Annotated in this window: 23 protein-coding genes; 15 read left to right on the forward strand and 8 right to left on the reverse strand. The window is 65.5% G+C overall.

The annotated features are described in order from the left end of the window. The first annotated feature begins 44 nt into the window (after positions 1-44). The 3 genes from PAF18_RS15255 to PAF18_RS15265 all read left to right on the forward strand — a co-directional run bounded on the left by PAF18_RS15255 (position 45) and on the right by PAF18_RS15265 (position 4,678). Positions 45-1,220 carry an aminotransferase class I/II-fold pyridoxal phosphate-dependent enzyme gene (locus PAF18_RS15255; protein WP_271116539.1) on the forward strand — a complete coding sequence of 392 codons (1,176 nt, stop codon included), beginning with the start codon at positions 45-47 and terminating at the stop codon, positions 1,218-1,220. A gap of 11 nt (positions 1,221-1,231) precedes the next feature. Continuing rightward, positions 1,232-3,853 (forward strand): DNA translocase FtsK, encoded by a 2,622-nt coding sequence (locus PAF18_RS15260; protein ID WP_271116540.1) that lies wholly within the window; start codon positions 1,232-1,234, stop codon positions 3,851-3,853. A gap of 108 nt (positions 3,854-3,961) precedes the next feature. After that, on the forward strand, positions 3,962-4,678 hold the full coding sequence (locus tag PAF18_RS15265) for a DUF2268 domain-containing putative Zn-dependent protease (RefSeq protein ID WP_271116541.1): 717 nt from the start codon (positions 3,962-3,964) through the stop codon (positions 4,676-4,678). Between the two features lie 46 nt (positions 4,679-4,724). Here PAF18_RS15265 and PAF18_RS15270 read toward each other — a convergent pair whose 3' ends face one another. The 7 genes from PAF18_RS15270 to PAF18_RS15300 all read right to left on the reverse strand — a co-directional run bounded on the left by PAF18_RS15270 (position 4,725) and on the right by PAF18_RS15300 (position 11,197). Beyond that, entirely contained in the window at positions 4,725-5,747 is a 1,023-nt protein-coding gene (locus PAF18_RS15270) for an aspartate-semialdehyde dehydrogenase (protein WP_271116542.1), read from the reverse strand. Positions 5,748-5,852: 105 nt separating this feature from the next. Continuing rightward, a complete protein-coding gene (locus tag PAF18_RS15275; RefSeq protein WP_271116543.1) occupies positions 5,853-6,545 on the reverse strand; it encodes an ABC transporter ATP-binding protein in 693 nt (230 codons plus the stop codon). Further along, positions 6,538-7,254, reverse strand: coding sequence for an ATP-binding cassette domain-containing protein (locus PAF18_RS15280; protein ID WP_271116544.1), 717 nt, complete (start codon positions 7,252-7,254; stop codon positions 6,538-6,540). Before PAF18_RS15280 ends, PAF18_RS15275 begins: the two co-directional genes overlap by 8 nt. After that, positions 7,247-8,176, reverse strand: coding sequence for a branched-chain amino acid ABC transporter permease (locus tag PAF18_RS15285; RefSeq protein ID WP_271116545.1), 930 nt, complete (start codon positions 8,174-8,176; stop codon positions 7,247-7,249). The genes PAF18_RS15280 and PAF18_RS15285 overlap by 8 nt, the downstream gene beginning before the upstream one ends. After that, on the reverse strand, positions 8,176-9,042 hold the full coding sequence (locus tag PAF18_RS15290; protein WP_271116546.1) for a branched-chain amino acid ABC transporter permease: 867 nt from the start codon (positions 9,040-9,042) through the stop codon (positions 8,176-8,178). The genes PAF18_RS15285 and PAF18_RS15290 overlap by 1 nt, the downstream gene beginning before the upstream one ends. Further along, entirely contained in the window at positions 9,043-10,185 is a 1,143-nt protein-coding gene (locus tag PAF18_RS15295; RefSeq protein WP_271116547.1) for an ABC transporter substrate-binding protein, read from the reverse strand. It abuts the gene before it with no gap. A gap of 70 nt (positions 10,186-10,255) precedes the next feature. Then, a complete protein-coding gene (locus PAF18_RS15300; protein ID WP_271116548.1) occupies positions 10,256-11,197 on the reverse strand; it encodes a sugar-binding transcriptional regulator in 942 nt (313 codons plus the stop codon). Between the two features lie 129 nt (positions 11,198-11,326). Here PAF18_RS15300 and PAF18_RS15305 point away from each other — a divergent pair, with 129 nt between their 5' ends. The 8 genes from PAF18_RS15305 (at position 11,327) to xylB (ending at position 19,805) form a co-directional block, all read left to right on the forward strand. Beyond that, positions 11,327-12,637: an ABC transporter substrate-binding protein gene (locus PAF18_RS15305; protein WP_271116549.1), complete on the forward strand. Its 1,311-nt coding sequence runs from the start codon at positions 11,327-11,329 to the stop codon at positions 12,635-12,637. 91 nt (positions 12,638-12,728) lie between these two features. Further along, positions 12,729-13,601, forward strand: a complete 873-nt coding sequence (locus PAF18_RS15310; RefSeq protein WP_271116550.1) for a carbohydrate ABC transporter permease — start codon at positions 12,729-12,731, stop codon at positions 13,599-13,601. A gap of 13 nt (positions 13,602-13,614) precedes the next feature. Further along, positions 13,615-14,439, forward strand: coding sequence for a carbohydrate ABC transporter permease (locus tag PAF18_RS15315; protein ID WP_271116551.1), 825 nt, complete (start codon positions 13,615-13,617; stop codon positions 14,437-14,439). 13 nt (positions 14,440-14,452) lie between these two features. Beyond that, the gene (locus PAF18_RS15320; RefSeq protein WP_271116552.1) at positions 14,453-15,451 is read left to right on the forward strand and encodes an ABC transporter ATP-binding protein; all 999 of its coding nucleotides are present in this window, start codon (positions 14,453-14,455) and stop codon (positions 15,449-15,451) included. A 22-nt stretch (positions 15,452-15,473) separates the two neighbouring features. After that, positions 15,474-16,238, forward strand: coding sequence for an L-iditol 2-dehydrogenase (locus PAF18_RS15325; RefSeq protein ID WP_271116553.1), 765 nt, complete (start codon positions 15,474-15,476; stop codon positions 16,236-16,238). A 1-nt stretch (position 16,239) separates the two neighbouring features. After that, positions 16,240-17,697, forward strand: coding sequence for a mannitol dehydrogenase family protein (locus PAF18_RS15330; protein WP_271116554.1), 1,458 nt, complete (start codon positions 16,240-16,242; stop codon positions 17,695-17,697). After that, positions 17,694-18,362: an HAD family hydrolase gene (locus PAF18_RS15335; RefSeq protein WP_271116555.1), complete on the forward strand. Its 669-nt coding sequence runs from the start codon at positions 17,694-17,696 to the stop codon at positions 18,360-18,362. The genes PAF18_RS15330 and PAF18_RS15335 overlap by 4 nt, the downstream gene beginning before the upstream one ends. Before the next feature lie 12 nt (positions 18,363-18,374). Beyond that, positions 18,375-19,805, forward strand: a complete 1,431-nt coding sequence (xylB, locus tag PAF18_RS15340) for a xylulokinase (protein ID WP_271116556.1) — start codon at positions 18,375-18,377, stop codon at positions 19,803-19,805. Between the two features lie 7 nt (positions 19,806-19,812). Here xylB and PAF18_RS15345 read toward each other — a convergent pair whose 3' ends face one another. Next, the gene (locus PAF18_RS15345) at positions 19,813-20,235 is read right to left on the reverse strand and encodes a Fur family transcriptional regulator (RefSeq protein ID WP_271116557.1); all 423 of its coding nucleotides are present in this window, start codon (positions 20,233-20,235) and stop codon (positions 19,813-19,815) included. A gap of 139 nt (positions 20,236-20,374) precedes the next feature. Between PAF18_RS15345 and PAF18_RS15350 the strand changes: the two genes are divergently transcribed. From PAF18_RS15350 to PAF18_RS15365, 4 genes are read left to right on the forward strand one after another with little or no spacing between them, the layout of a single operon-like run. Continuing rightward, a complete protein-coding gene (locus tag PAF18_RS15350) occupies positions 20,375-21,295 on the forward strand; it encodes a metal ABC transporter substrate-binding protein (protein WP_434802228.1) in 921 nt (306 codons plus the stop codon). Continuing rightward, positions 21,292-22,206, forward strand: a complete 915-nt coding sequence (locus tag PAF18_RS15355) for a manganese/iron ABC transporter ATP-binding protein (protein ID WP_271116558.1) — start codon at positions 21,292-21,294, stop codon at positions 22,204-22,206. Before PAF18_RS15350 ends, PAF18_RS15355 begins: the two co-directional genes overlap by 4 nt. Next, positions 22,203-23,060: a metal ABC transporter permease gene (locus PAF18_RS15360; protein ID WP_271116559.1), complete on the forward strand. Its 858-nt coding sequence runs from the start codon at positions 22,203-22,205 to the stop codon at positions 23,058-23,060. The genes PAF18_RS15355 and PAF18_RS15360 overlap by 4 nt, the downstream gene beginning before the upstream one ends. Then, complete coding sequence (locus tag PAF18_RS15365) at positions 23,057-23,890, forward strand: metal ABC transporter permease (RefSeq protein WP_271116560.1); 834 nt, start codon at positions 23,057-23,059, stop codon at positions 23,888-23,890. Before PAF18_RS15360 ends, PAF18_RS15365 begins: the two co-directional genes overlap by 4 nt. Positions 23,891-23,999 lie beyond the last annotated feature (109 nt).

The following is a 23,999-nucleotide window of genomic DNA, read 5'->3' on the forward strand; positions in this document are numbered from 1 at the left end:
TCAATGCATAACGGGGCGCTACGACCCCGATCTGAGAGGCAGTCATGGCACATCCCGAGCGGTTTTCGAACCTGCCGGAATACGCATTTCCGCGCCTGCGCGCGCTGTTGTCGGGTATCGAACCCGGCGGCGACCCGATGGTGATGACCATCGGAGAGCCGCGTCATCCCTTGCCGGATTTCGTGGCGCCCGTCATGGCCGAGACCGTCGCCCAATTCGGCAAATACCCTCCGAACGAGGGCACACCCGCGTTGCTCGAGGCGATTTCGGGCTGGATCGCGCGCCGCCACGCAATCGAGGTCGCGCCCGATCAGATCACCAGTCTCAACGGAACGCGCGAGGGTCTGTTCAACGCGGCGCTGGCGCTCTGCCCGGAAAGGAAGAACGGACAGCAACCCGCGGTGCTGATCCCGAATCCTTTCTATCAGGTCTATGCCGTCGCCGCCGCTGCGGTCGGCGCCGAGCCGGTCTTTGTCGCCGCCACCGCAGATAACGGGTTCCTGCCCGATTTTGCCGCCCTGCCGGATGCGACGCTGGATCGCACCGCCATCGCCTATATCTGCTCTCCCGCCAACCCGCAGGGCTCGGTGGCGGACGAGGACTATCTGGAGCGGCTGATTGCGCTGGCCGAAAAGCACGATTTCCTGATCTTCTCCGATGAATGCTATTCCGAGATCTATCGCGATACCCCGCCGCCCGGCGCTCTGGCCGTGGCAACGCGGATGGGCGCGGCGGATCGGGTGGTGATGTTCAACTCGCTTTCCAAACGCTCGAACCTGCCCGGGCTGCGCTCGGGCTTTGCAGCGGGGGCGCGGGCGCATATCGCCGAGCTGCGTCGCCTGCGCAGCTATTCCGGTGCGCCGATGCCGCTGCCCGCGCAGGCCGTAAGCGCGCATGCCTGGTCCGCGGAAACCCACGTCACCGAGAACCGCGAGCTGTATCATCGCAAATACGCTGTGGCTGACCGCGTGTTGGGCAATGTGCCGGGCTATCGCGGGCCGGAGGGCGGCTTCTTCCTGTGGCTTCCGGTCGAGGACGGCGAAGAGGCTGCCGTGACGCTGTGGCGCGAGGCCGGGATCCAGGTGCTGCCGGGCGCCTATCTCTCGCGTGAGGTGGCGGGAGAGAACCCGGGGCAGGCCTATATCCGCACGGCTCTGGTCGCGGCGGAGGACGAAACCGAACAGGCGCTCGAACGCCTGAAGCAGACATTATACGAGTAGGGGCAGGATTCATGGCGAGCTGGCAGGCGAAACAACGCGATCCGCTGTTCGATCAGAGCACGCAAGCGGCGCTGGAACGGCGCGGCAAGGAGCTGGTCGGGGCGGGGCTGGTGGTGCTGGCCGCCGTGCTGGCGCTGATCCTCTATAGCTGGTCGCCCGACGATCCGAGCTTCCTCGCCGCCACCGATCAGTCGCCGGTCAATCTGCTGGGCCGCTTCGGGGCCTATATCGCCGCGCCGCTGATGATGATCGCCGGTTACAGCGCCTGGGGCCTGGTGTTGGGCGCGCTGGTCTGGGGCCTGCGGCTGATGCTGCACAAGGGCGAGGAACGGGTCATGCGCGCGGTGTTCCTGCCCATCGCCGTGGCCTTCGGTTCCGTCTATTGCGCCTCGCTCGTGCCGGCTGCCGACTGGCAGGAGAGCTATGGTCTGGGCGGTCATTTCGGCGACATGATGATGGGCGGGCTGATGACCATGCTGCCGCTTGGCGCTGCGGCCTCGCTGAAGCTGGCCGCGCTGCTGACGGCCGTGGCGGCGGTGCTGTTCTATGGCTTCGTGCTGGGCTTCGACCTGATCGAGGCGCGTCGCCTGATCCGCTGGCTGGGCACCGGGCTGGTCACCGCTTACGATGCGCTGTTGCGGCTTCTGGGCCGGGGCGCGGCCGGTGCGGTCGGGGCCGCGCGCGGTGTGAAAGCCCGGGCCGCCGACCGCAAGAGCCGCGCAGAGACCGAGGCCGAGCCGACCGGAGAATCCCGGCGCGGCCTGTTCCGCCGCCGCGCCTCTGCCGATGATTGGGAGAGCGATTCCGAACTGGTCGAAGCCGAAGCGCATGATGCCACCGCGCCCTCCGATGACGAGGTGCAGTCGCGGATCAGCGATGCCATATCCAAGCGCGGCAACAGCCTGCTCAGCTCGGTCACGCAGCGCCTGAACGCCAGCCGGCAGGAGGTCGCGCTCGAGGATCCGGCGGATGACGAGGCCGAGCCGGTCGAGCCTGCCGAGCCGCACCCCTTCGGCGCCGGCACGCCGCGTGTGGTTGTGCCGCCCGCGCACAAGACCGCCCAGCCTTCGCGCCAGGCACGGGCCGAGGCGCAGCCCACGCTCGGCTTCGACGAGGCCAGCGGCGACTATGAGAAGCCGCCTCTCTCGCTGTTGACCGCCGCGAGCACGATCGAGCGGCTTCAGCTTTCGGACGAGGCCTTGGCCGAAAACGCGCGGATGCTGGAAGCCGTGCTGGACGATTATGGCGTGAAAGGCCAGATCACCGCCGTTCATCCCGGCCCGGTGGTGACGCTGTATGAACTGGAACCCGCGCCGGGGCTGAAGGCCAGCCGCGTGATCGGGCTGTCGGATGACATCGCCCGGTCGATGTCGGCGCTGTCGGCGCGTGTGTCGACCGTGCCGGGCCGGACCGTGATCGGGATCGAACTGCCCAATGCGCGGCGCGAAAAGGTGCTGCTGCGTGAAATCCTGTCGGCCAAATCCTATGGCGACGCGTCCTATCCGCTGCCGCTGGCGCTGGGCAAGGATATCGGCGGCGGTCCTGTTGTGTCCAATCTGGCGAAGATGCCTCACCTGCTGATCGCGGGGACGACGGGTTCGGGCAAGTCGGTGGCGATCAACACCATGATCCTGTCGCTTCTCTATAAGCTGACGCCGGATGAGTGCCGGTTGATCATGATCGACCCGAAGATGCTGGAACTCTCGGTCTATGACGGCATCCCGCATCTGCTCTCGCCCGTCGTCACCGATCCGAAAAAGGCCGTCGTGGCGCTGAAATGGGTCGTCGCCGAGATGGAGGAGCGCTACCGCAAGATGTCCAAGATGGGCGTCCGCAATATCGAGGGCTATAACGGCCGCGTCCGCGAGGCCTTGGCCAAGGACGAGATGTTCAAGCGCACCGTCCAGACCGGCTTCGACGAGGATACCGGCGAGCCGATCTTCGAAACCGAGGAATTCCAGCCCGAAACCTTCCCCTATATCGTCGTCATCGTCGACGAGATGGCCGATCTGATGATGGTCGCGGGCAAGGAGATCGAGGCCTGTATCCAGCGTCTCGCGCAGATGGCGCGGGCCTCCGGCATCCATCTGATCATGGCCACGCAGCGCCCATCGGTCGATGTCATCACCGGCACGATCAAGGCGAACTTCCCGACCCGGATCAGCTTCCAGGTCACCTCGAAAATCGACAGCCGCACCATCCTGGGCGAACAGGGGGCCGAACAGCTTCTGGGGCAGGGTGACATGCTTTACATGGCCGGCGGCTCTCGCATCACCCGTGTCCATGGGCCTTTCGTCAGCGATGAGGAAGTCGAAGAGGTCGTGAACCACCTGAAGAGCTTCGGCCCGCCCAGCTATAAATCCGGCGTGGTGGACGGCCCCGAGGACGAGGTCGCGGGCGATATCGACGCGGTTCTGGGCCTCGGCAACTCGGCGGATGGGGATGATCAGCTTTACGATCAGGCGGTGATGATCGTGGCCAAGGATCGCAAATGCTCGACCAGCTACATCCAGCGCAAACTCGCCATCGGCTATAACAAGGCCGCCCGGATTGTCGAACAGATGGAGGATCAGGGCGTGGTCTCATCGGCAAACCATGTCGGCAAGCGCGAGGTGCTGGTGCCGGAGATCTGATCCGTGCAAGGGGGCGGCCCGCCGCCTGTCCCGCGCATATCTGCCGATTTCCGCTCAAACCGTCATTTTTGACGTGGCGCAACGCGGCGGCAGTTGCGAAATAAGGGCATGACTGTCTGGAACATCCATTTCCTCAACGCCCGTCACGGTCTGACCGGCGTGATGCCCGATATCCGCGCTGCCGCGCGCGAGGCGATTGGGCAGGCATCGGAACATGTCGCGCTGCCCGATTTCGATCTGGTCATCCGTTCGGGCGATGCCGTCATCACCGGCTGGGGGGCGGCGGGCGCGGCGCCCGGGCCAGGAGAGATTCGATTGACCGTGGACCCGCCGCGCTTCGATCGCGACAGCCTGATCCGCATCCTTGTCCACGAATTGCACCACCTGCTGCGCTGGGACGGGCCCGGATATGGCAAATCGCTGGGCGAGGCGCTGGTCAGCGAAGGGTTGGCCGGACATTTCGTCTTGCAGGTCCTCGGCGGAAAGCCCGACCCCTGGGACGCCGTCACCCCAGCCGCCGGTCTGACGCGGCGCGCGCTCAACGAATGGTCGCGCCTTGGCTATGACCATTCGGAATGGTTCTTCGGCAGCGGCAAGAGCATCCGCCGTTGGGGCGGTTATGGGCTTGGGCATCGCATCGTTGCGCGTCATCTGGAAGATCATGCGGGCACCGACGCGGTGACGCTGGCCCACGCCCCGGCGGATGCCTTTCGCAGCGCCATACGCATTCTTGCCAAGGACGACGCGGAACCTGCCGAAGCCGCCCCCTCGCCACCCGGCCCTGAGACGGCACCGCCCGCCGAACGCGCCCGCTCTTCATCCTGACGGAAATATCCCGGGGGTGCGGGGGCAGCGCCCCCGATGCGGCGGCTCAGCCCTTTTGCAGATGCTCGCGGCCGAGGATCTCGGCGATCTGCACCGCGTTCAGCGCCGCGCCCTTGCGCAGATTATCGGCGACGAGCCACATATTCAGCCCGTTCTCAACCGTCGGGTCCTGCCGCAGCCGCGACACGAAGGTCGCGAAATCGCCGACCGTCTCGACCGGCGTGACATAGCCGCCATCCTCGCGCTTATCGACCAGCAACAGACCGGGCGCCTCGCGCAGGATGTCGCGCGCCTCATCCTCGTCAAGAAAATCCTCGAACTCGACATTCACCGATTCCGCATCGCCGACAAAGACCGGCACCCGGACACAGGTCACCGACAGCCGGATCGCCGGGTCCAGAATCTTCTTGGTCTCGGCCATGATCTGCCACTCGGCGCGGCTGGAGCCGTCTTCCATGAAGGCGCCGACCTGCGGGATCACGTTGAACGCGATCTGCCGCGGGAACTGGTTCGGCTCGACCTCCTGACCCGGCACATACATGCCCTTGGTCTGGTTCCACAGCTCGTCCATCTGAGCGTTCCCGGCCCCGGACACGGCCTGATAGGTCGACACCACCGTGCGGCGCACCCGTGCCCGGTCATGCAGCGGCTTCAGCGCGGCGACCAGGGCCGAACTGGCGGCATCGGGGCAGGATACGATCATCTTTTCGCGATAGCCGCCGATTGCCGCGGCGTTCACCTCGGGCGCAACCAGGGGCACGGAGGGGTCCATACGGAACGCCTCTGAACAATCGATTACGACGCAGCCCGCGGCGGCGGCGGATGGGGCGTGTTTACGCGCCTCATCGCTCTCCATCGCGAACAGCGCCATGTCGAAACCTTCGAAGTCGAAATTCTCGACATCGCGGGTCTTGAGCGTTTCTTCGCCAAAACTGACCTCGGTTCCCAATGAGCGGCGCGGCCCCAGCGCCACCACCTCATCGGCGGGGAATTCACGCTCGGCGAGAATGTTCAGGATCTCATGGCCGAGATTGCTCGTAGCTCCGGCGACGGCGATTCGATAGCCCATCAGGAAAACTCCGTTGATTGAGCGGGGGATATAAGCGCCTGCTGCAACATGCGAAAGGGGGCAGGCCCGGTCTCTTCTGTGGCAAACCAGATTTGCGCGCGCCGCTCAGACACCAAGATGACGCTGCCGCAATTCCTGCGCCCCGGCGAATTCTGCCGCCTCCCCCGTCCATACGGCCTGACCGCGAGAGACCAGCGTGACCCGATCGGCGAGCGTGCTGGCAAAGCCGATATTCTGCTCGACCATCAGGAGGGTCAGCCCATTCTCCCGAAGTGCCGCAAGCGCTTCGCGCAGCGCATCGACCATTGGCGGGGCAAGCCCCTCTGTGGGTTCATCCAGCAGAAGCAGCCGGGGCGACAGCATCAGGGCGCGGCCGATGGCCAGCATCTGCTGCTCGCCGCCCGAGAGCACGCCGGCGCGGGCATCAAGCCGCGCCTCCAATTGCGGGAACAGCGCCAGAACCCGCTCTACATCCCAACTTCCGCGCCCGATCCGCCCGGCGAGCGTCAGGTTTTCGCGAAGTGTGAGGCTGGCAAAGACCTCACGCCGTTCTGGCACAAAGCCGATCCCGGCGCGGGCGATGCGCGGGGTCGGCCAGCGAGTGATCTCTTGCCCGTCAAACATGATCCGCCCGCCCTGATGCGGCAAAAGCCCCATGATCCGCCGCAGCGCGGTGGTCTTGCCCGCCCCGTTGCGGCCGAGCAGCGCGTGCAGCGTGCCCTGCGCCACGCGCAGATCCAGCCCGAACAGCGCCTGAACCGGCCCGTAACCTGCGCTGACTTCGGACAGCTCAAGCATGATGCTGGCTTTTCAGCGCGGCGCGTGCCGCGTCGGGGGCGCCGTCAAAGACGATGCGCCCCCGATCCATCAGGGCGATGCGGTCGGCAATGGCAAAGGCCAAATCCAGATCATGCTCGATCACCACCATGGCCGGTTCACGCGGCAGGCTGGCGATCAGCCTGTGCAGCTCTGCCGCGCCGCCCGGACCGATCCCCGCGGCAGGCTCGTCCAGCAGGATCAGCCGCGCATCGCCGCTGAGAGCCAATGCGAGATCCAGCCGCCGTCTCGTGCCGTGATCGGCCGCAGCGACGCGTTGTTCCAGATGGCGAAGCCCGACCAGATCGGCGACCCGCTCTGCCTCGGCGCGCAGCGCGTCATCGCGCAGCGGATCGCGGCGGGGGGCCGCATCGCCCCTGCGCGCGGCGGCGGCGATGACGAGGTTCTCCGCCAGAGTAAGGCTTTCGAAAAGGGAGGGATGCTGGAAGCCGCGCCCGATGCCAGCGCGCGCGCTCGCCGCGGCTCCGGCGGTGGTGATGTCGCGCCCGGCAAGACGGATGCGCCCCTCATCGGGCCGCAATTCTCCGCAGATCAGCCGCATCAGCGTCGTCTTGCCCGCCCCGTTCGGCCCGAGGATCACCAGCCGCTCGCCCGCCGCGACATGAAGCGACAGTCCCGAGATCGCCTCGACCGCGCCGAAGCTTTTGCTCAGACCTTCCAGCTCAAGCATGACGCCGCGCCTCGAACTCTCCGTAGATTCCCCGACCCCCAGCCAGCACGACGAGGATCAGCAGCGCACCGATCACCAGATGCCAGTGATCCGTCCATCCGGCAGCCCAATGCTTCAGGAGCACAAAGCAAGCCGCGCCGATCACCGGGCCGGTCAACGTGCCGATCCCGCCGAGGATCAGCACCACCAGTGCCTCGCCCGAGGCAGTCCAGACCAGCAATTCAGGCGAGACGAACTGGATATGCTGCGCGGCAAGCACCCCCGCGACGCCCGCCAGCGCAGAGGACAGCGCAAAGGCCCCGATCCGGTAACGCGATGCCGAAATCCCCAGCGCGGCGGCGCGGTCGGGATTGTCGCGCAGCGCCTCGAGCATGCGCCCCGCGCGGCTGCGCAGAAACGCGGCGGTCAGGGCGAAAACCAGCACCAGCAGTGCCAGAGCATAAATCGCGAAGCCCAGCGGTGCGTCTGTTTCAAGCCCCGGCACAGCAGGGCGCGGCACACCGCCCAGCCCGTTATCGCCTCCCAAGGCGTCGCTGCGGAACACAAAGCTCCACGCCATCTGTCCGAAGGCGAGCGTCGCCATGATGAAAAAGATCCCCCGGGTGCGCATGCAGATCGCGCCCATCGCGCCGCCAAACAGCGCAGCCACTGCGATACCGCACGCCGACGCGTTCCAGACGGGCAGCCCGGCCTGCGCGGCCAGCGCATAGCCATAGGCGCCAACCCCCATGATCGCGCCATGCGCCAGCGACACCATTCCGCCAAATCCCGCAGCAAGATCGAGCGCGATGACGAGGATCGCAAGCACCGCGATTTCGGCAACGATCTCGCGGGCGAAAAAGCCACCCGCCAGCGACCATATGGCCAGACCCGTTACGGTGGCGGCAAAGGCGCCGGCACGCATCGCGCTCAGCCGGAACATCAGCGCGCGCGCCCAGCGCTCAGCAACCCCTCGGGCCGCCAGATCAGCGCGGCGGCGAGGGCGGCATAGATCAGCACCGCACTCGCATCGGGCCAGAGCGCAGCGCCGAACACCTCGATCGCGGCGACGATCACCGCGCCCAGCATCGCGCCCGGGATCGATCCCAGCCCGCCAATTACCGTGACGATCAGGGCCGGGATCAGCGCGGTCACCGCCATGGAGGGGCTGACGGAGAGGATCGGTGCGGCAATGACTCCGCCCAGCCCGGCAAGCGACGCGCCAAGGGTAAAGACAGCCAGGAAAAGCCTTTCGGTGCGGATGCCGATCGCACGGGCCATATCACGGTTTTCGACCGCAGCGCGGATCGCCGCGCCGAGATGGCTGCGGGTCATCCCGGCCCACAGGCTCAGCGCGACCGCGCCGCCCAGAAGGATAACGAACAGGCGATAGGACGGATATGCGGTGTCGAGAATTATGCGCGTCCCCGAGAGAGCCTTTGGCACGTCCAGCGTCAGCGGCACATCGCCCCAGATGATGCGGACCGCCTCGACGGCAAGGAAGACCAGCCCGAAGCTGACCAACACCTGCGGCATCGGTCCGGCCCCTGCGATCCGGCGCAGCAAACCCTGATGCAGCGCCGCGCCGATTGCGCCGATCGCCAGCGGCGCGACGATCAGCGCTGTCCAGAACCCGACGCCGCCAGCGATCGAAACCCCGATATAGGCGCCCAGCATATACAGCGCGCCATGGGCAAGGTTCACGAACCCCATCAGTCCGAAGCTGACCGAGAGCCCGGCCGAAATCAGGAACAGCAGCGCCGCGTATTGCAGCGCGTTCAGCGCCTGAAGGGTCCAGAAAACCGACACTCAGCCCATCTCGCAACCATTCGGGGCGTCGCGCACCGCCTCGATCGTGTCGAGCAGGCGATGGGTCATTTCGCCGTCCTTGCTGACGGTTTCGAAGACATAGACATTCTGCACGATGTTATTGGTCGCCGAATCGATCTCCAACGGGCCGCGCGGGCCGGTATAGGCCACTTGCGGCAAAGCGCGGGCCAACTCCTCGCGCCCCGCGGCCCCGCTGTCGAGCGCGCCCAGAAGCAGCCGCCCCGCGTCATAACCGGCAACGACATATTCGGAAGGCAGGTCTCCGTCATGCGCGGCGCGATAGGCATCGACGAAGGCGGCGTTCTCGGGCGTGTCCAGCGAAGGCAGATAATGCAGCGCGCCGATCACGCCCTCCGCCGCCTCGCCCTGCGAGCGCAGGTAAAGCGGCGCGGTCAGGAAACCCACGGCGTATAGCGGCATCTGGTCGCGCAAACCGAAGCTGTCATATTGCTTCACGAAGCTGATCGCATCCGCACCGCCATAAAAGACGTAAAGCGCCTCGGCCCCGGATGCCTGCGCCTTTGCCAGATACGGTCCGAAATCCTCGGTCCGGCCGAACGGGGTGAAGTCGCCGCCGATCACCTCTCCGCCGCCAGCCTCGAACGCGTCCGAGAACGCCCCGATCATCTGCTGTCCCGCCGCATAATCCGGGGCGAGCGTATAGACAGAGCCTATCCCCTCGGCCGCCATCCACTCGCCCATCGGCCGGTTCAGCTGATCGTTCGAGAAGCTGACGCGGGTGATATAGGGCGAGCAATCCTTGCCGGTCGCGTCGCTGTTCCCCGCATTGGCGACGATCAGCGGCGTGCCCGAGCCGTCCACCACGTCGCGCACCGCCCCCAGCACCGCCGAGGACACCACGCCCACCAGCACATCCGCGCGGTCCTGCATGATCAGCTTGCGGGCGCGGGTCAGTCCGGTTTGCGGCTTCGCCTCGGTGTCCTCGCGCAGGATGGTGATGTCGTCCCGCCCGGCCCCGCCAATGGCCATGCGGAAGCCGTCCTCGATATCCTGACCGAGCGCCGCGTAATTGCCCGAGGCGGGCAGCAACAGGCCGACTGTCGTGTCGGCAGCTGCGGGGCAGGCGAGGGCGATCAGGGCGGCGGCGAGGGCGTGTTTCATCGGTCGCTCCGTGGTCAGTGTCGAAGGGAAGGGATAAACGCCCGGCCCGGCCCGGCCAAGCGGAAAGGCGTCAGGCCGCGGTTTCGGGCTGGTCCAGCAGCCATCGCGCCATCGGCTCATCGGTGATCAGCCCGTTGACCAGCCCGCCGCGCAGCGCGCCCAGCGTGGCGGCCCGCTTATGCGCGCCCTGCACGGCAGCGACGATCAGCCGCCCCTCCGGGTCCGGCATGCGGGCCGAGGCGACCCTTACATCGCGAGGCAGCAACCGGCCATGCGCGTCGAAGGCATGGCCCAGGATCTCTCCGACCCCGCCGGCCTCGGACAGCGCGGCAACTTCATCCGGGCTCAGGAACCCGTCAGCCATCAGCGGCGCGTTCGGGCCCAGATCGCCGATCCCGACAATTGCGGCCTCTGCCGCGGCGGCGAGCGCCATCACCCGCGTATTTCCGGGCTGGCGATGCAACGCGTCGCGTTCCTCGGACGAGGCGGCGATGACCGGAACCATCAGGGGGAAGCTGCTGGCGGTGACGATCTCGGACAGCGAGAACAGGACGTTGTAATAGGCCGCCGAGCCATCCGGCGCGATATTCCCGGTCAGCGAGACGATATTATGCTGCGGGCAGTCCAGATGCGACATCTGCAACACCCCCGAGCGCAGGGTCCGGCCGTTCCCGATGGCCAGCGTCATCGGAGCCTCTCGCGACAGAAGCGATTCGATCAGCTCGGCGATCAGCATCGCGACACCGGCCTGACCGGTCAGCGCCGGGGCCACATCGGCGCGACGCAGCCCGAAGCGCTCGCGCAGCTTTGCGCCCAGGTCGAGACAATCGGCCAGCGGGTGGTCGATGCGGACCTTCACGATCCCCGCCGCCATGGCCTGCGCGGTCAGACGCTGCGCGCCCTGCCGCGAGATTCCCATCTCGCGGGCGATTTCATCCTGCGTCATGCCGCCGACCCAGGACAGCCATGCCGCCCGCGCCGCCTGATCCAGCCTGTCGGAGTCTCGTGTCATCGGGTTCCTTCCGGTGGACCTACCTAGCGCGTTTTCGTCGCCACGACGAGTTTGGATTTGACAAGATCCGCCAGTTGTGTGAGCATTTGCCCATCGCATGAGCAATTGTCGTGCACGGAGGAGGACAATATGACATATCAATTCCGCGCCCTGATGGGCGCCTGCGCCACCATGGCCCTCGCTGCCCCTGTCGCGGCCGAGACGCTGACCATCGCGACCGTCAATAACGGCGACATGATTCGCATGCAGCAGATGACCGGCGACTTCACCGAGGCGAACCCGGATATCGAGCTGGAATGGGTCACGCTGGAGGAAAACATCCTGCGCGAGCGGGTGACCACCGACATCGCAACCAATGGCGGCCAGTATGACGTGGTGACCATCGGCAATTACGAAGTGCCGATCTGGGCCGAAAGCGAGTGGCTGCTGGCTCTGGACGACCTGCCCGAAGGTTACGATGCCGACGACCTGCTGCCTGCCGTGCGCGACGGCCTGTCGGTCGATGGCACGCTTTATGCGGTGCCGTTCTACGCCGAATCGGCGATGGTGATGTATCGCACCGACCTGGCCGAACAGGCCGGGGTGACCATCAGCGCCGAGCCGAGCTGGACCGAGATCCGCGCCGCCGCCGAGGCTATGACTGACAAGGACAACGAGGTCTACGGCATCTGCCTGCGCGGCAAGCCGGGCTGGGGCGAGAACATGGCCTTCATGACCGCTATGGCCAACAGCTATGGCGCACGCTGGTTCGACATGGAATGGACCCCGCAATTCGACAGCGAGGAATGGAGCGCTGCGCTGACCGATTATCTGGACATGATGACCAATTACGGCCCGCCCGGCGCGTCCTCGAACGGTTTCAACGAGAATCTCTCTCTGTTCCAGCAGGGCAAATGCGGCATCTGGATCGACGCTTCGGTGGCGGCGAGCTTCGTGACCGATCCCGACGAGTCGCAGGTCGCGGACAGCGTCGGCTTCGCCAAGTTTCCGAACAAGGAAGGCGTCGACAATCATGGCAACTGGCTGTGGTCCTGGAACCTCGCCATCCCGGCCTCGTCGGACGCGCCGGATGCGGCGAAGAAATTCGTCGCCTGGGCGACCAGCAAGGACTACACCAACATGATCGCCGAAGCGCAGGGCTGGCGCGCCGCACCTCCGGGCACCCGCAGCTCGCTTTATGAGAGCGCCGAGTATCAGGAGGCCGCGCCCTTCGCGGAAACCACCCTCGCCGCGATCGAGGCCGCCGACACCAAGTCGCCTTCTGTGCAGGAGGTGCCCTATACCGGCGGTCAGTTCGTCTCGATCCGCGAGTTCCAGGGCATCGGCACGGCTGTCGGCCAGCTTTTCGCTGCCGCGCTTGCCGGGCAGAGTTCGGCTGAAGAGGCGCTTGCCTCGGCCCAGTCGGACACAGAGCGCGAAATGCGACGCGCCCGTTACTGATCCCCATCGCCCCTGCTGCCCGGTCTTGTGCCGGGCGGCACCCGCTGGCTGAGACCGCGCGGCTTTCCCCGCGCCGATCGGAGGACATGCCATGGCCACGCGCCAGACTCAGGGCCTCGCCCGGCTCATGAACGCGCCCGCGATCATTCTGCTGCTGATCTGGATGATCGTCCCGCTGGGATTGACGCTGTTCTATTCGTTTCAGGATTTCCGCCTGCAATATTCGCCGACGCCCGAGGGATGGATCGGCTGGCTCAACTATGAATTCTTCGTCACCGATCCCGCATTCTGGGAAGCCATCGTCAACACGCTGGTCCTCGTGCTCGGCGTGCTGGTCATCACTGTCGGCGGCGGCATCCTGATCGCCATGCTGATCGACAAGCCGATCTTCGGGCAGGGGATCGTGCGTATTCTGGTGATTTCGCCCTTCTTCGTCATGCCGCCGGTTGCGGCGCTGATCTGGAAGAACATGATCATGCACCCCTCTTATGGCGTGCTGGCCGATGTGGCGCAGTTCCTCGGGGCCAGCCCGGTGGACTGGTTCGCGCAGTATCCGCTGTTTTCGATCATCCTGATCGTGGCCTGGCAATGGCTGCCCTTCGCGACGCTGATCCTGCTGACCTCGCTGCAATCTTTGGATGGCGAGCAGATGGAAGCGGCCGAGATGGACGGCGCATCAGCGCTGAACCGCTTCCGCTATCTGACCTTGCCGCATATGTCGCGGGCGATCACCGTGGTCATCCTGATCCAGTCGATCTTCCTGCTCAGCATCTATGCCGAGATCCTGGTGACGACGGGTGGCGGGCCGGGCAATGCCTCGACCAACCTGACCTATCTGATCTATCGCGCCGCGCGGCTGGATTACGACGCGGGCATGGCCGCCGCCGGCGGGATCATCGCCGTCATCCTCGCCAATATCGTCGCCATCTTCCTTATGCGCGCCGTCGGCAAGAACCTGGACTGAGGGAGGAGAACTCATGGCTCGTGCAGTCCCAACCCGCACCAAGGTCGGATGGACCATCGCCGCTTGGATCGTGGCGCTGCTGATCTTTTTCCCAATCCTCTACACCATCATCACCAGCCTGAAGACCGAGCAGGAGGCGATTGCCGGGTTCGACCTGATCCCGTCCTTCACCTTCCAGAGCTATCAGGAGGTGCAGACCCAGAACGACTATGTCCGCCCCTTCATCAACTCGGTGGTGATCGCGGTCGGCTCGACGCTTCTGGCGCTGATCGTGGCGGTGCCCTCGGCCTGGGCGATGGCGTTTTCGCCCAGCAAGCACACCAAGAACATCCTGATGTGGATGCTGTCCACCAAGATGATGCCCGCCGTGGCGGTGCTGGTGCCGATCTATCTCATCTTTCTGCAGACGGGGCTGATGGACACAAGGATCGGGCTGGTCATCATCCTGATGCTGATGAACCTGCCGATCGTGGTCTGGATGCTCTACACCTATTTCCGCGAAATCCCCGGCGAGATCCTGGAGGCCGCGCGGATGGACGGTGCGACGCTGGGCCAGGAGATCGTGCATGTGCTCACGCCGATGGCGGTGCCGGGTATCGCCTCGACGGTGCTGCTGAACATCATCCTGGCATGGAACGAAGCGTTCTGGACGATCCAGCTCACCACCACGAATGCCGCGCCGCTGTCGGCCTTCATCGCATCCTTCTCCAGCCCGCAGGGTCTCTTCTGGGCAAAGCTCTCTGCCGCTTCGACCATGGCGATTGCGCCGATCCTGATCATGGGCTGGTTCAGCCAGAAACAACTCGTCCGTGGCCTGACCTTCGGCGCGGTGAAATAAGGAGGAACGACAGATGGGTTCCATCACGCTCAAGAATGTCCGCAAATCCTTCGGCGATGTCGAGGTCATCCCCGGTGTCGATCTTGAAATCAACGAGGGTGAGTTCGTCGTCTTCGTCGGTCCTTCTGGCTGCGGGAAATCCACCCTGCTGCGGCTCATCGCCGGGCTGGAGGATGTGACCTCGGGTCAGATCCTGATCGACGGTCAGGACGTGACCCAGGCCGGTCCGGCCAGGCGCGGGCTGGCGATGGTGTTCCAGTCCTATGCGCTCTACCCGCATATGTCGGTGCGCAAGAACATCGCCTTTCCGCTGAAGATGGCAAAGATGCCCGAGGCCGAGCAGCAGGCCCGCGTCGAACGGGCCGCTAAGATCCTGAACCTTGACAGCTATCTGGACCGCAAGCCGGGCCAGCTTTCCGGCGGTCAGCGTCAGCGCGTCGCCATCGGGCGGGCCATCGTGCGCGAACCGGAAGCCTTCCTGTTCGATGAGCCGCTGTCGAATCTCGACGCCGCGCTGCGGGTCAATATGCGGGTAGAGATCAGCGATCTGCACAACAAGCTCGCCACGACGATGATCTATGTCACCCACGATCAGGTCGAGGCGATGACCATGGCCGACAAGATCGTGGTGCTGCGCGCGGGCCGGATCGAACAGGTCGGCTCGCCGCTGGAACTCTATTCCAGCCCGGCCAACAAATTCGTCGGCGGCTTCATCGGCTCGCCCAACATGAACTTCATCGAGGGCGAGGCGGCCCAGCGCCATGGCGCGCATTCCATCGGGGTGCGCCCCGAGCACTGGCAGATGTCGACCACTGACGGGGCGTTTGCCGGCACGGTCGGCGTGGCGGAACATCTCGGCTCGGACACGTTCCTGCATGTCGATCTCGACAGCGGCGAACATGTCATCGCGCGGGCCGAGGGCGAGTTCCCGGTCAGCCATGGCGACCGGATCTGGCTCACCCCGGAAGAGGGCCGGATCTATCGCTTCGGTCAGGACGGTCTGGCTGCGTAGGGCCGGGCAGGGGGGCATCGCGATGCGTTTGCAGGGGAAGACAACACTGATCACCGGGGCCGCGCGCGGCATCGGCCGGGCCTTTGCGGAAGCCTATCTGCGCGAGGGCGCGACGGTGGCCATCGCCGATATCGATGCCGAGGGCGTTCGCGCCGCGGCCTCGGAAATCGGAGCGCTGCCGGTGGTGATGGATGTGACCGACCAGCCGGGCATCGAGGCCGGGGTGGCAGAGGCTGCGGCGCGGATGGGCGGGATCGACATCCTCATCAACAACGCCGCCCTGTTCGATCTGGCCCCGATCACCGGGATCACCCGCGACAGCTATGACCGGCTGTTCTCGGTCAATGTCGCGGGGACGCTGTTCACCATGCAGGCCGTCGCCTGCCACATGATCGACACCGGCCGACGCGGCACCATCATCAACATGGCCTCGCAGGCGGGCAGGCGCGGCGAGCCTCTGGTCGCGGTCTATTGCGCGACCAAGGCCGCCGTCATCAGCCTGACGCAATCCGCCGGGCTGAACCTGATCGCCCACGGCATCAACGTCAACGCCATCGCGCCCGGCGTGGTCGATGGCGCGCACTGGGACGGCGTGGATGCCAAATTCGCCGAATATGAAAACAAGCCCCGCGGCCAGAAGAAGGCCGAGGTCGGTTCCGCCGTCCCCTATGGCCGCATGGGCACCGCCGAAGATCTGACCGGCATGGCGATTTTCCTCGCCACGCCCGAAGCCGATTACATCGTCGCCCAGTGTTTCAATGTGGACGGCGGAAACTGGATGAGCTGAGATGAAACTGAACAGCGCCAACCTGCCCGATCTGCCCGTCGCTACCCCGTCTTACGACCGGGCGGCGCTCAGCGGCGGGATTCTCCATTTCGGTCTCGGCAATTTTCACCGTGCCCATCAGGCGGTCTATCTCGACCGGCTGATGAATGCCGGGGCGGGTCATGATTTCGCCATTATCGGCGCCGGGGTCATGCCCGCCGACGCGGCCGCGCGCGATATTCTCGCGTCACAGGATTTTCTTTACACGGTCGTGGAGCAATCCGCCGAGGCATCCGATCCCCGCGTCATCGGCGCGCTGATCGGCTATCTCGCCCCCGGAGACCCGGACGCAGTCATTGCGCGTCTCGTGGATCCGGACACGAAGATTGCAAGCCTGACCATCACCGAGGGCGGATATTTCATCGACGCCGCAACCGGACATTTCAACCCCGCCCATCCCGCAATCGTGGCGGACGGACAGAACCCTGCATCTCCCGGCACGGTGTTCGGTCTGTTGGTCGCGGGGTTGAAGGCGCGGCGTGATGCGGGAATTCCTCCCTTCACCGTCATGTCATGTGACAACATTCCCCATAACGGCGTCATCGCACGCGAGGCCGTCGTCGAAACCGCCCGCCTCTCCGACCCGGAGCTGGCCGCGTGGATCGAGGGGCATGTTGCCTTCCCCAATGGCATGGTGGACCGCATCACGCCCGCCACCTCGGATCGCGAACGCGCTCTCATCCGGGAAATGGGGGTCGAGGATGGCAGCCCCGTCTTCTGCGAGGATTTCATTCAGTGGGTGCTCGAGGACAACTTCCCTGCCGGACGCCCGGCCCTGGAAGATGTCGGCGTCGAATTCGTTGAGGACGTCACCCCCTATGAGCTGATGAAGATCCGCATCCTCAATGGCGGCCATGCCGTGATGGCCTATCCCGCCGGGCTGATGGATATCCATTTCGTCCATGAGGCGATGGAAAACGAATTCGTGCGCGGGTTTCTGGACAAGATCGAACAGGAAGAGATCATCCCCGCCGTCCCGCCCGTGCCCAATACCGACCTTCAGGCCTATTTCGCCAAGGTCAAGAAACGCTGCGCCAATCCCAAGATCGGCGACACCGTGCGCAGGCTGTGCCTCGACGGCTCGAATCGGCAGCCGAAATTCATCGTGCCGACCATCGCCGATCGCATCGCGGCGGGGCAGGGGATCGAGGGGCTGGCGCTCGAATCGGCGCTCTGGTGCCGCTATTGCGCCGGAACCACCGACTCGGGCGCCGAGATCGCACCCAACGACCCGAACTGGGAACGCCTGACCAAAGCCGCGCAGGCGGCGCGCAATTCGCCCGGACACTGGCTCGGCATGTCCGAGATCTACGGCGATGTCGGCAAGAATCCCGTTTTCGCAGAGGCGTTTTCGCGCTGGCTGACCGCGCTCTGGGCTGACGGAACCGAGGCCACGCTGTGCCGTTACCTCGACACATGACGGCATTTATCTTTGATTGCGACGGGGTGCTCGTCGATAGCGAAACCCTCTCGGTGACCGAGCTCGGGCGCAGCTTGCGGCTTGCCGGGGCGCGGATCACCGATGCCGAGATATTCACCCGCATGATCGGCCGCCCCATCGCTGAAATCGTCAGCATCGTGGCGCGCGAACATGGCACCGACGCAACGCCGTTTCTGCCCGAATTTCGCACCCGGCTTGCCGCACGTTTCGAGGACGAGCTGAGGGCGCTGCCCGGCATGGCCGAGGCGCTGGCCAAGCTGCCGGGCGGACCAAAGGCGGTCGCGTCCTCGTCGACCCTGCCGCGGCTGGCGCAGACGCTGAAACTCACCGGGCTGTGGGACCATTTCGCCCCGCATGTCTATTCGGCGACCCAGGTGGCGCGCGGCAAACCCGCGCCGGACCTGTTCCTGTTCGCCGCCGAACGGCTGGGCGTGGCACCCCGCGACTGCATCGTGATCGAGGACAGCCCCGCCGGGATCGAGGCCGCTCAGGCCGCCGGGATGCGCGTCGTCGCGCTGACCGGCGGCAGCCATGCCGAGGCATCGGGGCTGGAGATCCGGGTGCGGGCGCTTTCTCCCGATGCGGTCATTGCGGCGGCAGAGGAATTGCCTGAAACTCTGCGTGGGATGATGACCACAGTCTGAGCAGGGGCGCGCATGTATCTCGGGATCGACCTCGGCACTTCCGGGGTAAAGCTGTTGCTGATCGACGGAGATCAGCGCGTGACCGGCGTGGCGACCGGGCCTCTTTCAGTGTCGCGCCCGCAGACCGGCTGGTCCGAACAGGACCCCGCCGACTGGCTGAAGGCGACGCGCGGCGCGATGGCCGATCTTGCCCGGAACCGCGATCTTTCCGCGGTGCGGGGCATCGGCCTTTCCGGCCAGATGCATGGCGCGGTGGTTCTCGACGACGCGCTGGACGTCATCCGCCCGGCGATCCTCTGGAACGATTCGCGCAGCTATGAGCAGGCGGCGCGACTGGATGCCGACCCCGATTTCCGCGCCATTTCCGGCAATATCGTCTTTCCCGGCTTCACCGCGCCCAAGCTGGTCTGGATGGCCGAACAGGAACCGGAACACTTCGCCCGCATCCGCACCGTGCTGCTGCCCAAGGATTATCTGCGGCTCTGGCTCACCACCGAGCTTGTCTCCGAGATGTCGGATGCCGCCGGGACGAGCTGGCTCGATGTCGGGGCGCGGGCATGGTCCGACCGCCTGCTGGACAAGACCGGAATGCGCCGCGACCAGATGCCGGCGCTGATCGAGGGCAACGAGGTCTCGGGCCGTCTGCGTCCCGGCATCGCGGCCGAGCTGGGGCTGCCGCCCGGCATCCCCGTCGCAGGCGGGGCCGGCGACAATGCCGCCACCGCCATCGGGGCCGCCACCGTGATCGAGGGGCAGGGCTTTGTCTCGCTCGGCACTTCGGGCGTGCTCTTTGCCGCGACCGACCGTTATTCGCCGCGCCCCGAAAGCGCTGTCCACACCTTCTGTCACGCGCTGCCCGGGCGCTGGCAGCAGATGGGGGTGATCCTGTCAGCCTCCGCCGCGATGAGCTGGTGGTCCACCGTCTCGGGCCGCGAACCTGCCGATCTGACCGCCGAGCTCGGTCCCGATCTGCGCGCGCCGGGGCGGGTCAGCTTCCTGCCCTATCTCTCGGGCGAGCGCACCCCGCACAACAATGCCCGCGCCCGCGCCAGCTTCCACGGTCTTTCGGCGCGCAGCGACCGCGCGCAAATGACTCAGGCGGTGATGGAGGGCGTGGCCTTCGCCTTCGCCGACAGCCTCGCCGCTCTGCGCGAGGCGGGGGCCGACCCGCGATCTCTGCTGGCGCTTGGCGGCGGGGCGCGGTCGCAATACTGGCTGAAAGCGGTGGCGACCGCGCTCGATCTGCCGGTGCAGCTTCCTGAAAGCGGCGATTTCGGCGCCGCCTTCGGGGCCGCCCGGCTGGGGCTGATGGCGGCGACGGGCGCCGATCCGGCGGCCATCTGCACCCCGCCTGCCATCTCGGCCGAGATCCGGCCCGACCCCGCCCTGCGCGACGATTTCGCCGCCGCGCTGGAACGGTTCCGCGCCCTTTATCGCGGCTAGGGGCTGCTCAGTCGCGGCGGATCTTGCGGGCGCGGATCAGCGTGTGCTGGCTGACGATTTCATATCCCAGGCGCATGGCAAGCTCGGCCCGAAGCCGGTTGATCTCATCGCTGGCCAGCTCGATCATCTCGCCCGTGTCGATATCGACGATATGGTCATGTTCGGCCACCGGCGCGATCTCATAGCGGGCCGGCTCGTTCTCGAAGGACAGCTTGCGGATCAGACCGGCCTCTTCCAGCGTCGAAATGGTGCGATAGACCGTCGCCAGAGATACCGAATCATCGGCCTCGCGCGCACGGTTCAGAAGTTCGTCGGCATTGGGGTGATCGACGGCATCCATCAGGATCGACAGCAGCACCAGACGCTGCTGCGTCACGCGCAGCCCGGCCTCGCGCAGCGCCTTGGCGAAATCAGTATTCTCTGCGCTCATGACCCTGTCCGCAATTGCCGTGTCCCCGGTCTAGCGGCTGCGCGGCGTTGTGACAAGGAGATGCGACTGCCTCTCATTTGCGCTTGACTATTGCGAATGAATTGCATTTACAGAAGCCAACGCAATCAGGGGAACCCGCATGGCGCGACCGACCGCTTTGTCCAACTGGCTTGCCGCCGCGCTGCTGATGGCAGGGCAGGCGACGGCGCAACAGGCGGCGCAGGACAGTGACCGGCTGAAAGTGGTGACCACCTTCACCGTGCTGGCCGAGATGGCGCAGAACGTCGCGGGCGAGGCGGCGGATGTGGTCTCGATCACCAAGCCCGGCGCCGAGATCCACGGCTATCAGCCGACTCCGCGCGATTTCGTCCGCACCGAGGGCGCGGATCTGATCCTGCGCAACGGCATGAATCTGGAAATCTGGTTCGAGCAGTTCCTCGCCAATCTCGGCGACATCCCCTCGGTAACGCTGACCGACGGCATCACTCCGATCCCGGTCGCGCAGGGCGCCTATCAGGGCAATCCGAACCCGCATGCGTGGATGGGGATCGAGACCGGGCTGATCTATATCGACAATATCGCTGCAGCGTTTGGCGATCACGACCCGGCCAATGCCGCGACCTATCTCGCCAATGCCGACGACTATAAGCAGCGCCTCCGGGCCGAGATCGGCCCGATCCGCGACCGCATTCTGGCGCTGCCCGAGGATCGCCGCTATCTGGTCACCTGCGAGGGCGCGTTTTCCTATCTCGCCCGCGATTTCGGCCTGCAAGAGCTTTATCTCTGGCCGATGAACGCCGACCGCATGGGCACGCCCCAGCAGATCCGCAGCGTGATCGACGGGGTGCGCGACAATTCCATTCCCACCGTGTTCTGCGAAAGCACGGTCAACACCGCGCCCGCCCGCCAGATCGCCCGCGAAACCGGGACGCATTACGGGGGCGAGCTTTATGTGGACAGTCTCTCGGCCCCGGACGGGCCGGTCCCGACCTATCTCGACCTGTTGCGCGTCACTGCGGAAACCATCGCCGACGGGCTGGAAGACGGAGCCGGATCATGAAGCATTACGACGACTCCCCAGAGGGCGGAATCAGCGCCCGTGACGTGACCGTCACCTATCGCAACGGCCATACCGCGCTGCGCCATGCCAGCTTCGCCATCCCGCGCGGCACGGTCACCGCGCTGGTCGGGGTAAACGGGGCGGGCAAATCGACGCTGTTCAAGGCGATCATGGGTTTTGTCCCAGAGGCCGCCGGAGAGATCCGCCTGCTGGGAATTCCCGTGCGCGAGGCGTTGAAACGCAATCTCGTGGCCTATGTCCCGCAATCCGAGGAGGTCGACTGGTCCTTCCCTGTGCTGGTCGAGGATGTGGTGATGATGGGCCGCTATGGGAAGATGAATTTCCTGCGCATCCCGTCGAAGGCCGATCACATGGCCGTCGAGGCTGCGCTTGCTCGCGTCAACATGCAGGATTACCGCCACCGCCAGATCGGAGAGCTGTCCGGTGGCCAAAAGAAGCGCGTTTTCCTGGCGCGCGCGCTGGCGCAGGATGGGCAGGTCATCCTGCTGGACGAGCCCTTTACCGGCGTCGATGTGAAGACCGAGGAGCAGATCATCCGCCTGCTGGGCGAGCTGCGCGACGAAGGCCGGGTGATGCTGGTCTCGACCCATAATCTCGGCTCGGTGCCCGAGTTCTGCGACCGCGTGGTACTCATCAAGGGCACGGTGCTGGAATACGGCCCGACCGAGACCACCTTCACCCATGCCAATCTGGAAAAAGCGTTCGGCGGCGTGCTGCGGCATTTCACGCTGGGCGGAGACACGCTGCATGACGATGACGACGCCCGCGCGGTGACGATCTATTCCGACGATGAGCGCCCGCTGGTCCATTACGGCGAACAGATGCAGCGCCGCGACGAGGCCGCGAGCGACGCCGCGCGCCTCCGCGACGCTGAAGGCGGTTCAGAATGAGCCTGCTGCTCGATCCCTTCACCTATGGCTTCATGCTCAGCGCCATGCTGGTCGCGGCACTGGTCGGCGCGGTCTGCGCGTTTCTCTCGGCCTATCTGATGCTCAAGGGCTGGTCGCTGATCGGGGATGCGCTGTCGCATTCCGTCGTGCCGGGCGTGGCGGGCGCCTATCTGCTGGGCCTCCCGCTGGCTGCCGGGGCTTTCCTGTCGGGCGGGCTGGCGGCGGGGGCGATGCTGTTCCTGTCGGATCGCTCGGGGCTGAAGGTCGACGTGGTGATCGGGCTGATCTTCACCGCGTTTTTCGGGCTTGGCCTGTTCATCGTCTCGATCAACCCGATCTCGGTCAACCTGCAAGCCATCACCATGGGCAACCTGTTGGCCGTCACCCCTGCCGAGACCCGGCAAATGGCCATCATCGGCATCGTCTCGCTGATCGTGCTGAGCGCGAAATGGCGGGACCTGATGGTGGTGTTCTTCGACGAAAGCCATGCACGTTCCATCGGGCTGCGCGCCGGGCTGCTGAAATTCCTATTCTTCGTGCTGCTCTCGGCCTGTATCGTGGCGGCGATGCAGACGGTCGGCGCATTTCTGGTCATCGCGCTTGTGGTGACGCCGGGCGCCACCGCCTATCTGCTCTGCGACCGTTTTCCCCGGCTGATCCTGACTTCGGTCGCCATCGGCGCCGTGACCTGTTTCGTCGGCGCCTATGCGAGCTTTTTCCTGAACGGAGCCACCGGCGGCATCATCGTCGTGCTGCAAACGCTGATCTTCCTTGCCGCCTTCATCTGGGCGCCGAAACACGGGATGCTGGCCGCCCGCCGCCGCGCCGCCGCCGCGCTGGAGCCGATGCCATGATCGAGACCCTGCTGCATCCTTTCGCCTTTCCCTTCATGAACAAGGCGTTCCTGATCTGCCTGCTGGTCGCCCCGCCCACCGCGTTGCTGAGCTGTTTTCTGGTGCTGAAAGGCTGGGCGCTGATGGGCGATGCGGTCAGCCATGCCGTGCTGCCCGGTATCGTGTTGGCCTATCTGCTGGGTCTGCCGCTGATCCTCGGTGCCTTCGCGGCGGGCATGGTGACCTCGCTGGCCACCGGTTATCTGGCCGAGAACAGCCGCGTGAAGCAGGACACGGTGATGGGTGTGGTGTTTTCGGGGATGTTCGGGCTGGGCATCGTCATGGTGGTGACGGTGCGCAGCAATATCGACCTCGATCATATCCTGTTCGGCAATATGCTGGGCATCGGCGCCGCCGATCTGATCAATGCGGGCTGGATCTCTGCGCTGGTCTGCGCCGCGCTGCTGCTGAAATGGAAAGACCTGATGCTGCATGCTTTCGATCCGGCGCAGGCGCGGGCCTCCGGCCTGCCGGTGGGGCTTTTGCATTACGGGCTGCTGACCATCCTGTCGCTGAGCATCGTCGCCACGCTCAGCGCGACCGGGCTGATCCTCGCCGTCGGCCTGCTGATCGCGCCCGGCGCCATCGCCTTTCTGGTCACCCGCAGCTTCGGGCAGATGCTGGCGGTGTCGGTCGCGGTGAATGTCGCGGGGATGCTGCTTGGCACCTATGCCAGCTTCTATTTCGACAGCGCCCCGGCGGCGACCATCGTGCTGGTCCTGACCGCGATCTTTATCGCCGCCTTCCTGCGCCGCATCGCGCTGAACAAGCGCCGCGCCGCCACGGTTTGAGTGCTCCCGGATCGGAGCAAGGCTCTACGCACAGAACGGATGTTCAGCGGATCTGAGCCATAAAACCCAAACCGGTCCGGCCACCGGCGTCGACCCACGGTCGGACACT

It is taken from the genome of Paracoccus sediminicola, from assembly GCF_027912835.1.
Lineage (GTDB): Bacteria > Pseudomonadota > Alphaproteobacteria > Rhodobacterales > Rhodobacteraceae > Paracoccus > Paracoccus sediminicola.

Coding starts and splice junctions, on each gene's coding strand:
- PAF18_RS15320 (WP_271116552.1), top strand. CDS start 14,453: ATGGGTTCCATCACGCTCAAGAATGTCCGCAAATCCTTCGGCGATGTC.
- PAF18_RS15275 (WP_271116543.1), bottom strand. CDS start 6,545: ATGCTTGAGCTGTCCGAAGTCAGCGCAGGTTACGGGCCGGTTCAGGCG.
- PAF18_RS15295 (WP_271116547.1), bottom strand. CDS start 10,185: ATGAAACACGCCCTCGCCGCCGCCCTGATCGCCCTCGCCTGCCCCGCA.
- PAF18_RS15260 (WP_271116540.1), top strand. CDS start 1,232: ATGGCGAGCTGGCAGGCGAAACAACGCGATCCGCTGTTCGATCAGAGC.
- PAF18_RS15300 (WP_271116548.1), bottom strand. CDS start 11,197: ATGACACGAGACTCCGACAGGCTGGATCAGGCGGCGCGGGCGGCATGG.
- PAF18_RS15315 (WP_271116551.1), top strand. CDS start 13,615: ATGGCTCGTGCAGTCCCAACCCGCACCAAGGTCGGATGGACCATCGCC.
- PAF18_RS15350 (WP_434802228.1), top strand. CDS start 20,375: ATGGCGCGACCGACCGCTTTGTCCAACTGGCTTGCCGCCGCGCTGCTG.
- PAF18_RS15310 (WP_271116550.1), top strand. CDS start 12,729: ATGGCCACGCGCCAGACTCAGGGCCTCGCCCGGCTCATGAACGCGCCC.
- PAF18_RS15325 (WP_271116553.1), top strand. CDS start 15,474: ATGCGTTTGCAGGGGAAGACAACACTGATCACCGGGGCCGCGCGCGGC.
- PAF18_RS15330 (WP_271116554.1), top strand. CDS start 16,240: ATGAAACTGAACAGCGCCAACCTGCCCGATCTGCCCGTCGCTACCCCG.
- PAF18_RS15285 (WP_271116545.1), bottom strand. CDS start 8,176: ATGTTCCGGCTGAGCGCGATGCGTGCCGGCGCCTTTGCCGCCACCGTA.
- PAF18_RS15365 (WP_271116560.1), top strand. CDS start 23,057: ATGATCGAGACCCTGCTGCATCCTTTCGCCTTTCCCTTCATGAACAAG.
- PAF18_RS15270 (WP_271116542.1), bottom strand. CDS start 5,747: ATGGGCTATCGAATCGCCGTCGCCGGAGCTACGAGCAATCTCGGCCAT.
- PAF18_RS15355 (WP_271116558.1), top strand. CDS start 21,292: ATGAAGCATTACGACGACTCCCCAGAGGGCGGAATCAGCGCCCGTGAC.
- PAF18_RS15305 (WP_271116549.1), top strand. CDS start 11,327: ATGACATATCAATTCCGCGCCCTGATGGGCGCCTGCGCCACCATGGCC.
- PAF18_RS15280 (WP_271116544.1), bottom strand. CDS start 7,254: ATGCTTGAGCTGGAAGGTCTGAGCAAAAGCTTCGGCGCGGTCGAGGCG.
- PAF18_RS15265 (WP_271116541.1), top strand. CDS start 3,962: ATGACTGTCTGGAACATCCATTTCCTCAACGCCCGTCACGGTCTGACC.
- PAF18_RS15360 (WP_271116559.1), top strand. CDS start 22,203: ATGAGCCTGCTGCTCGATCCCTTCACCTATGGCTTCATGCTCAGCGCC.
- xylB (WP_271116556.1), top strand. CDS start 18,375: ATGTATCTCGGGATCGACCTCGGCACTTCCGGGGTAAAGCTGTTGCTG.
- PAF18_RS15335 (WP_271116555.1), top strand. CDS start 17,694: ATGACGGCATTTATCTTTGATTGCGACGGGGTGCTCGTCGATAGCGAA.
- PAF18_RS15255 (WP_271116539.1), top strand. CDS start 45: ATGGCACATCCCGAGCGGTTTTCGAACCTGCCGGAATACGCATTTCCG.
- PAF18_RS15345 (WP_271116557.1), bottom strand. CDS start 20,235: ATGAGCGCAGAGAATACTGATTTCGCCAAGGCGCTGCGCGAGGCCGGG.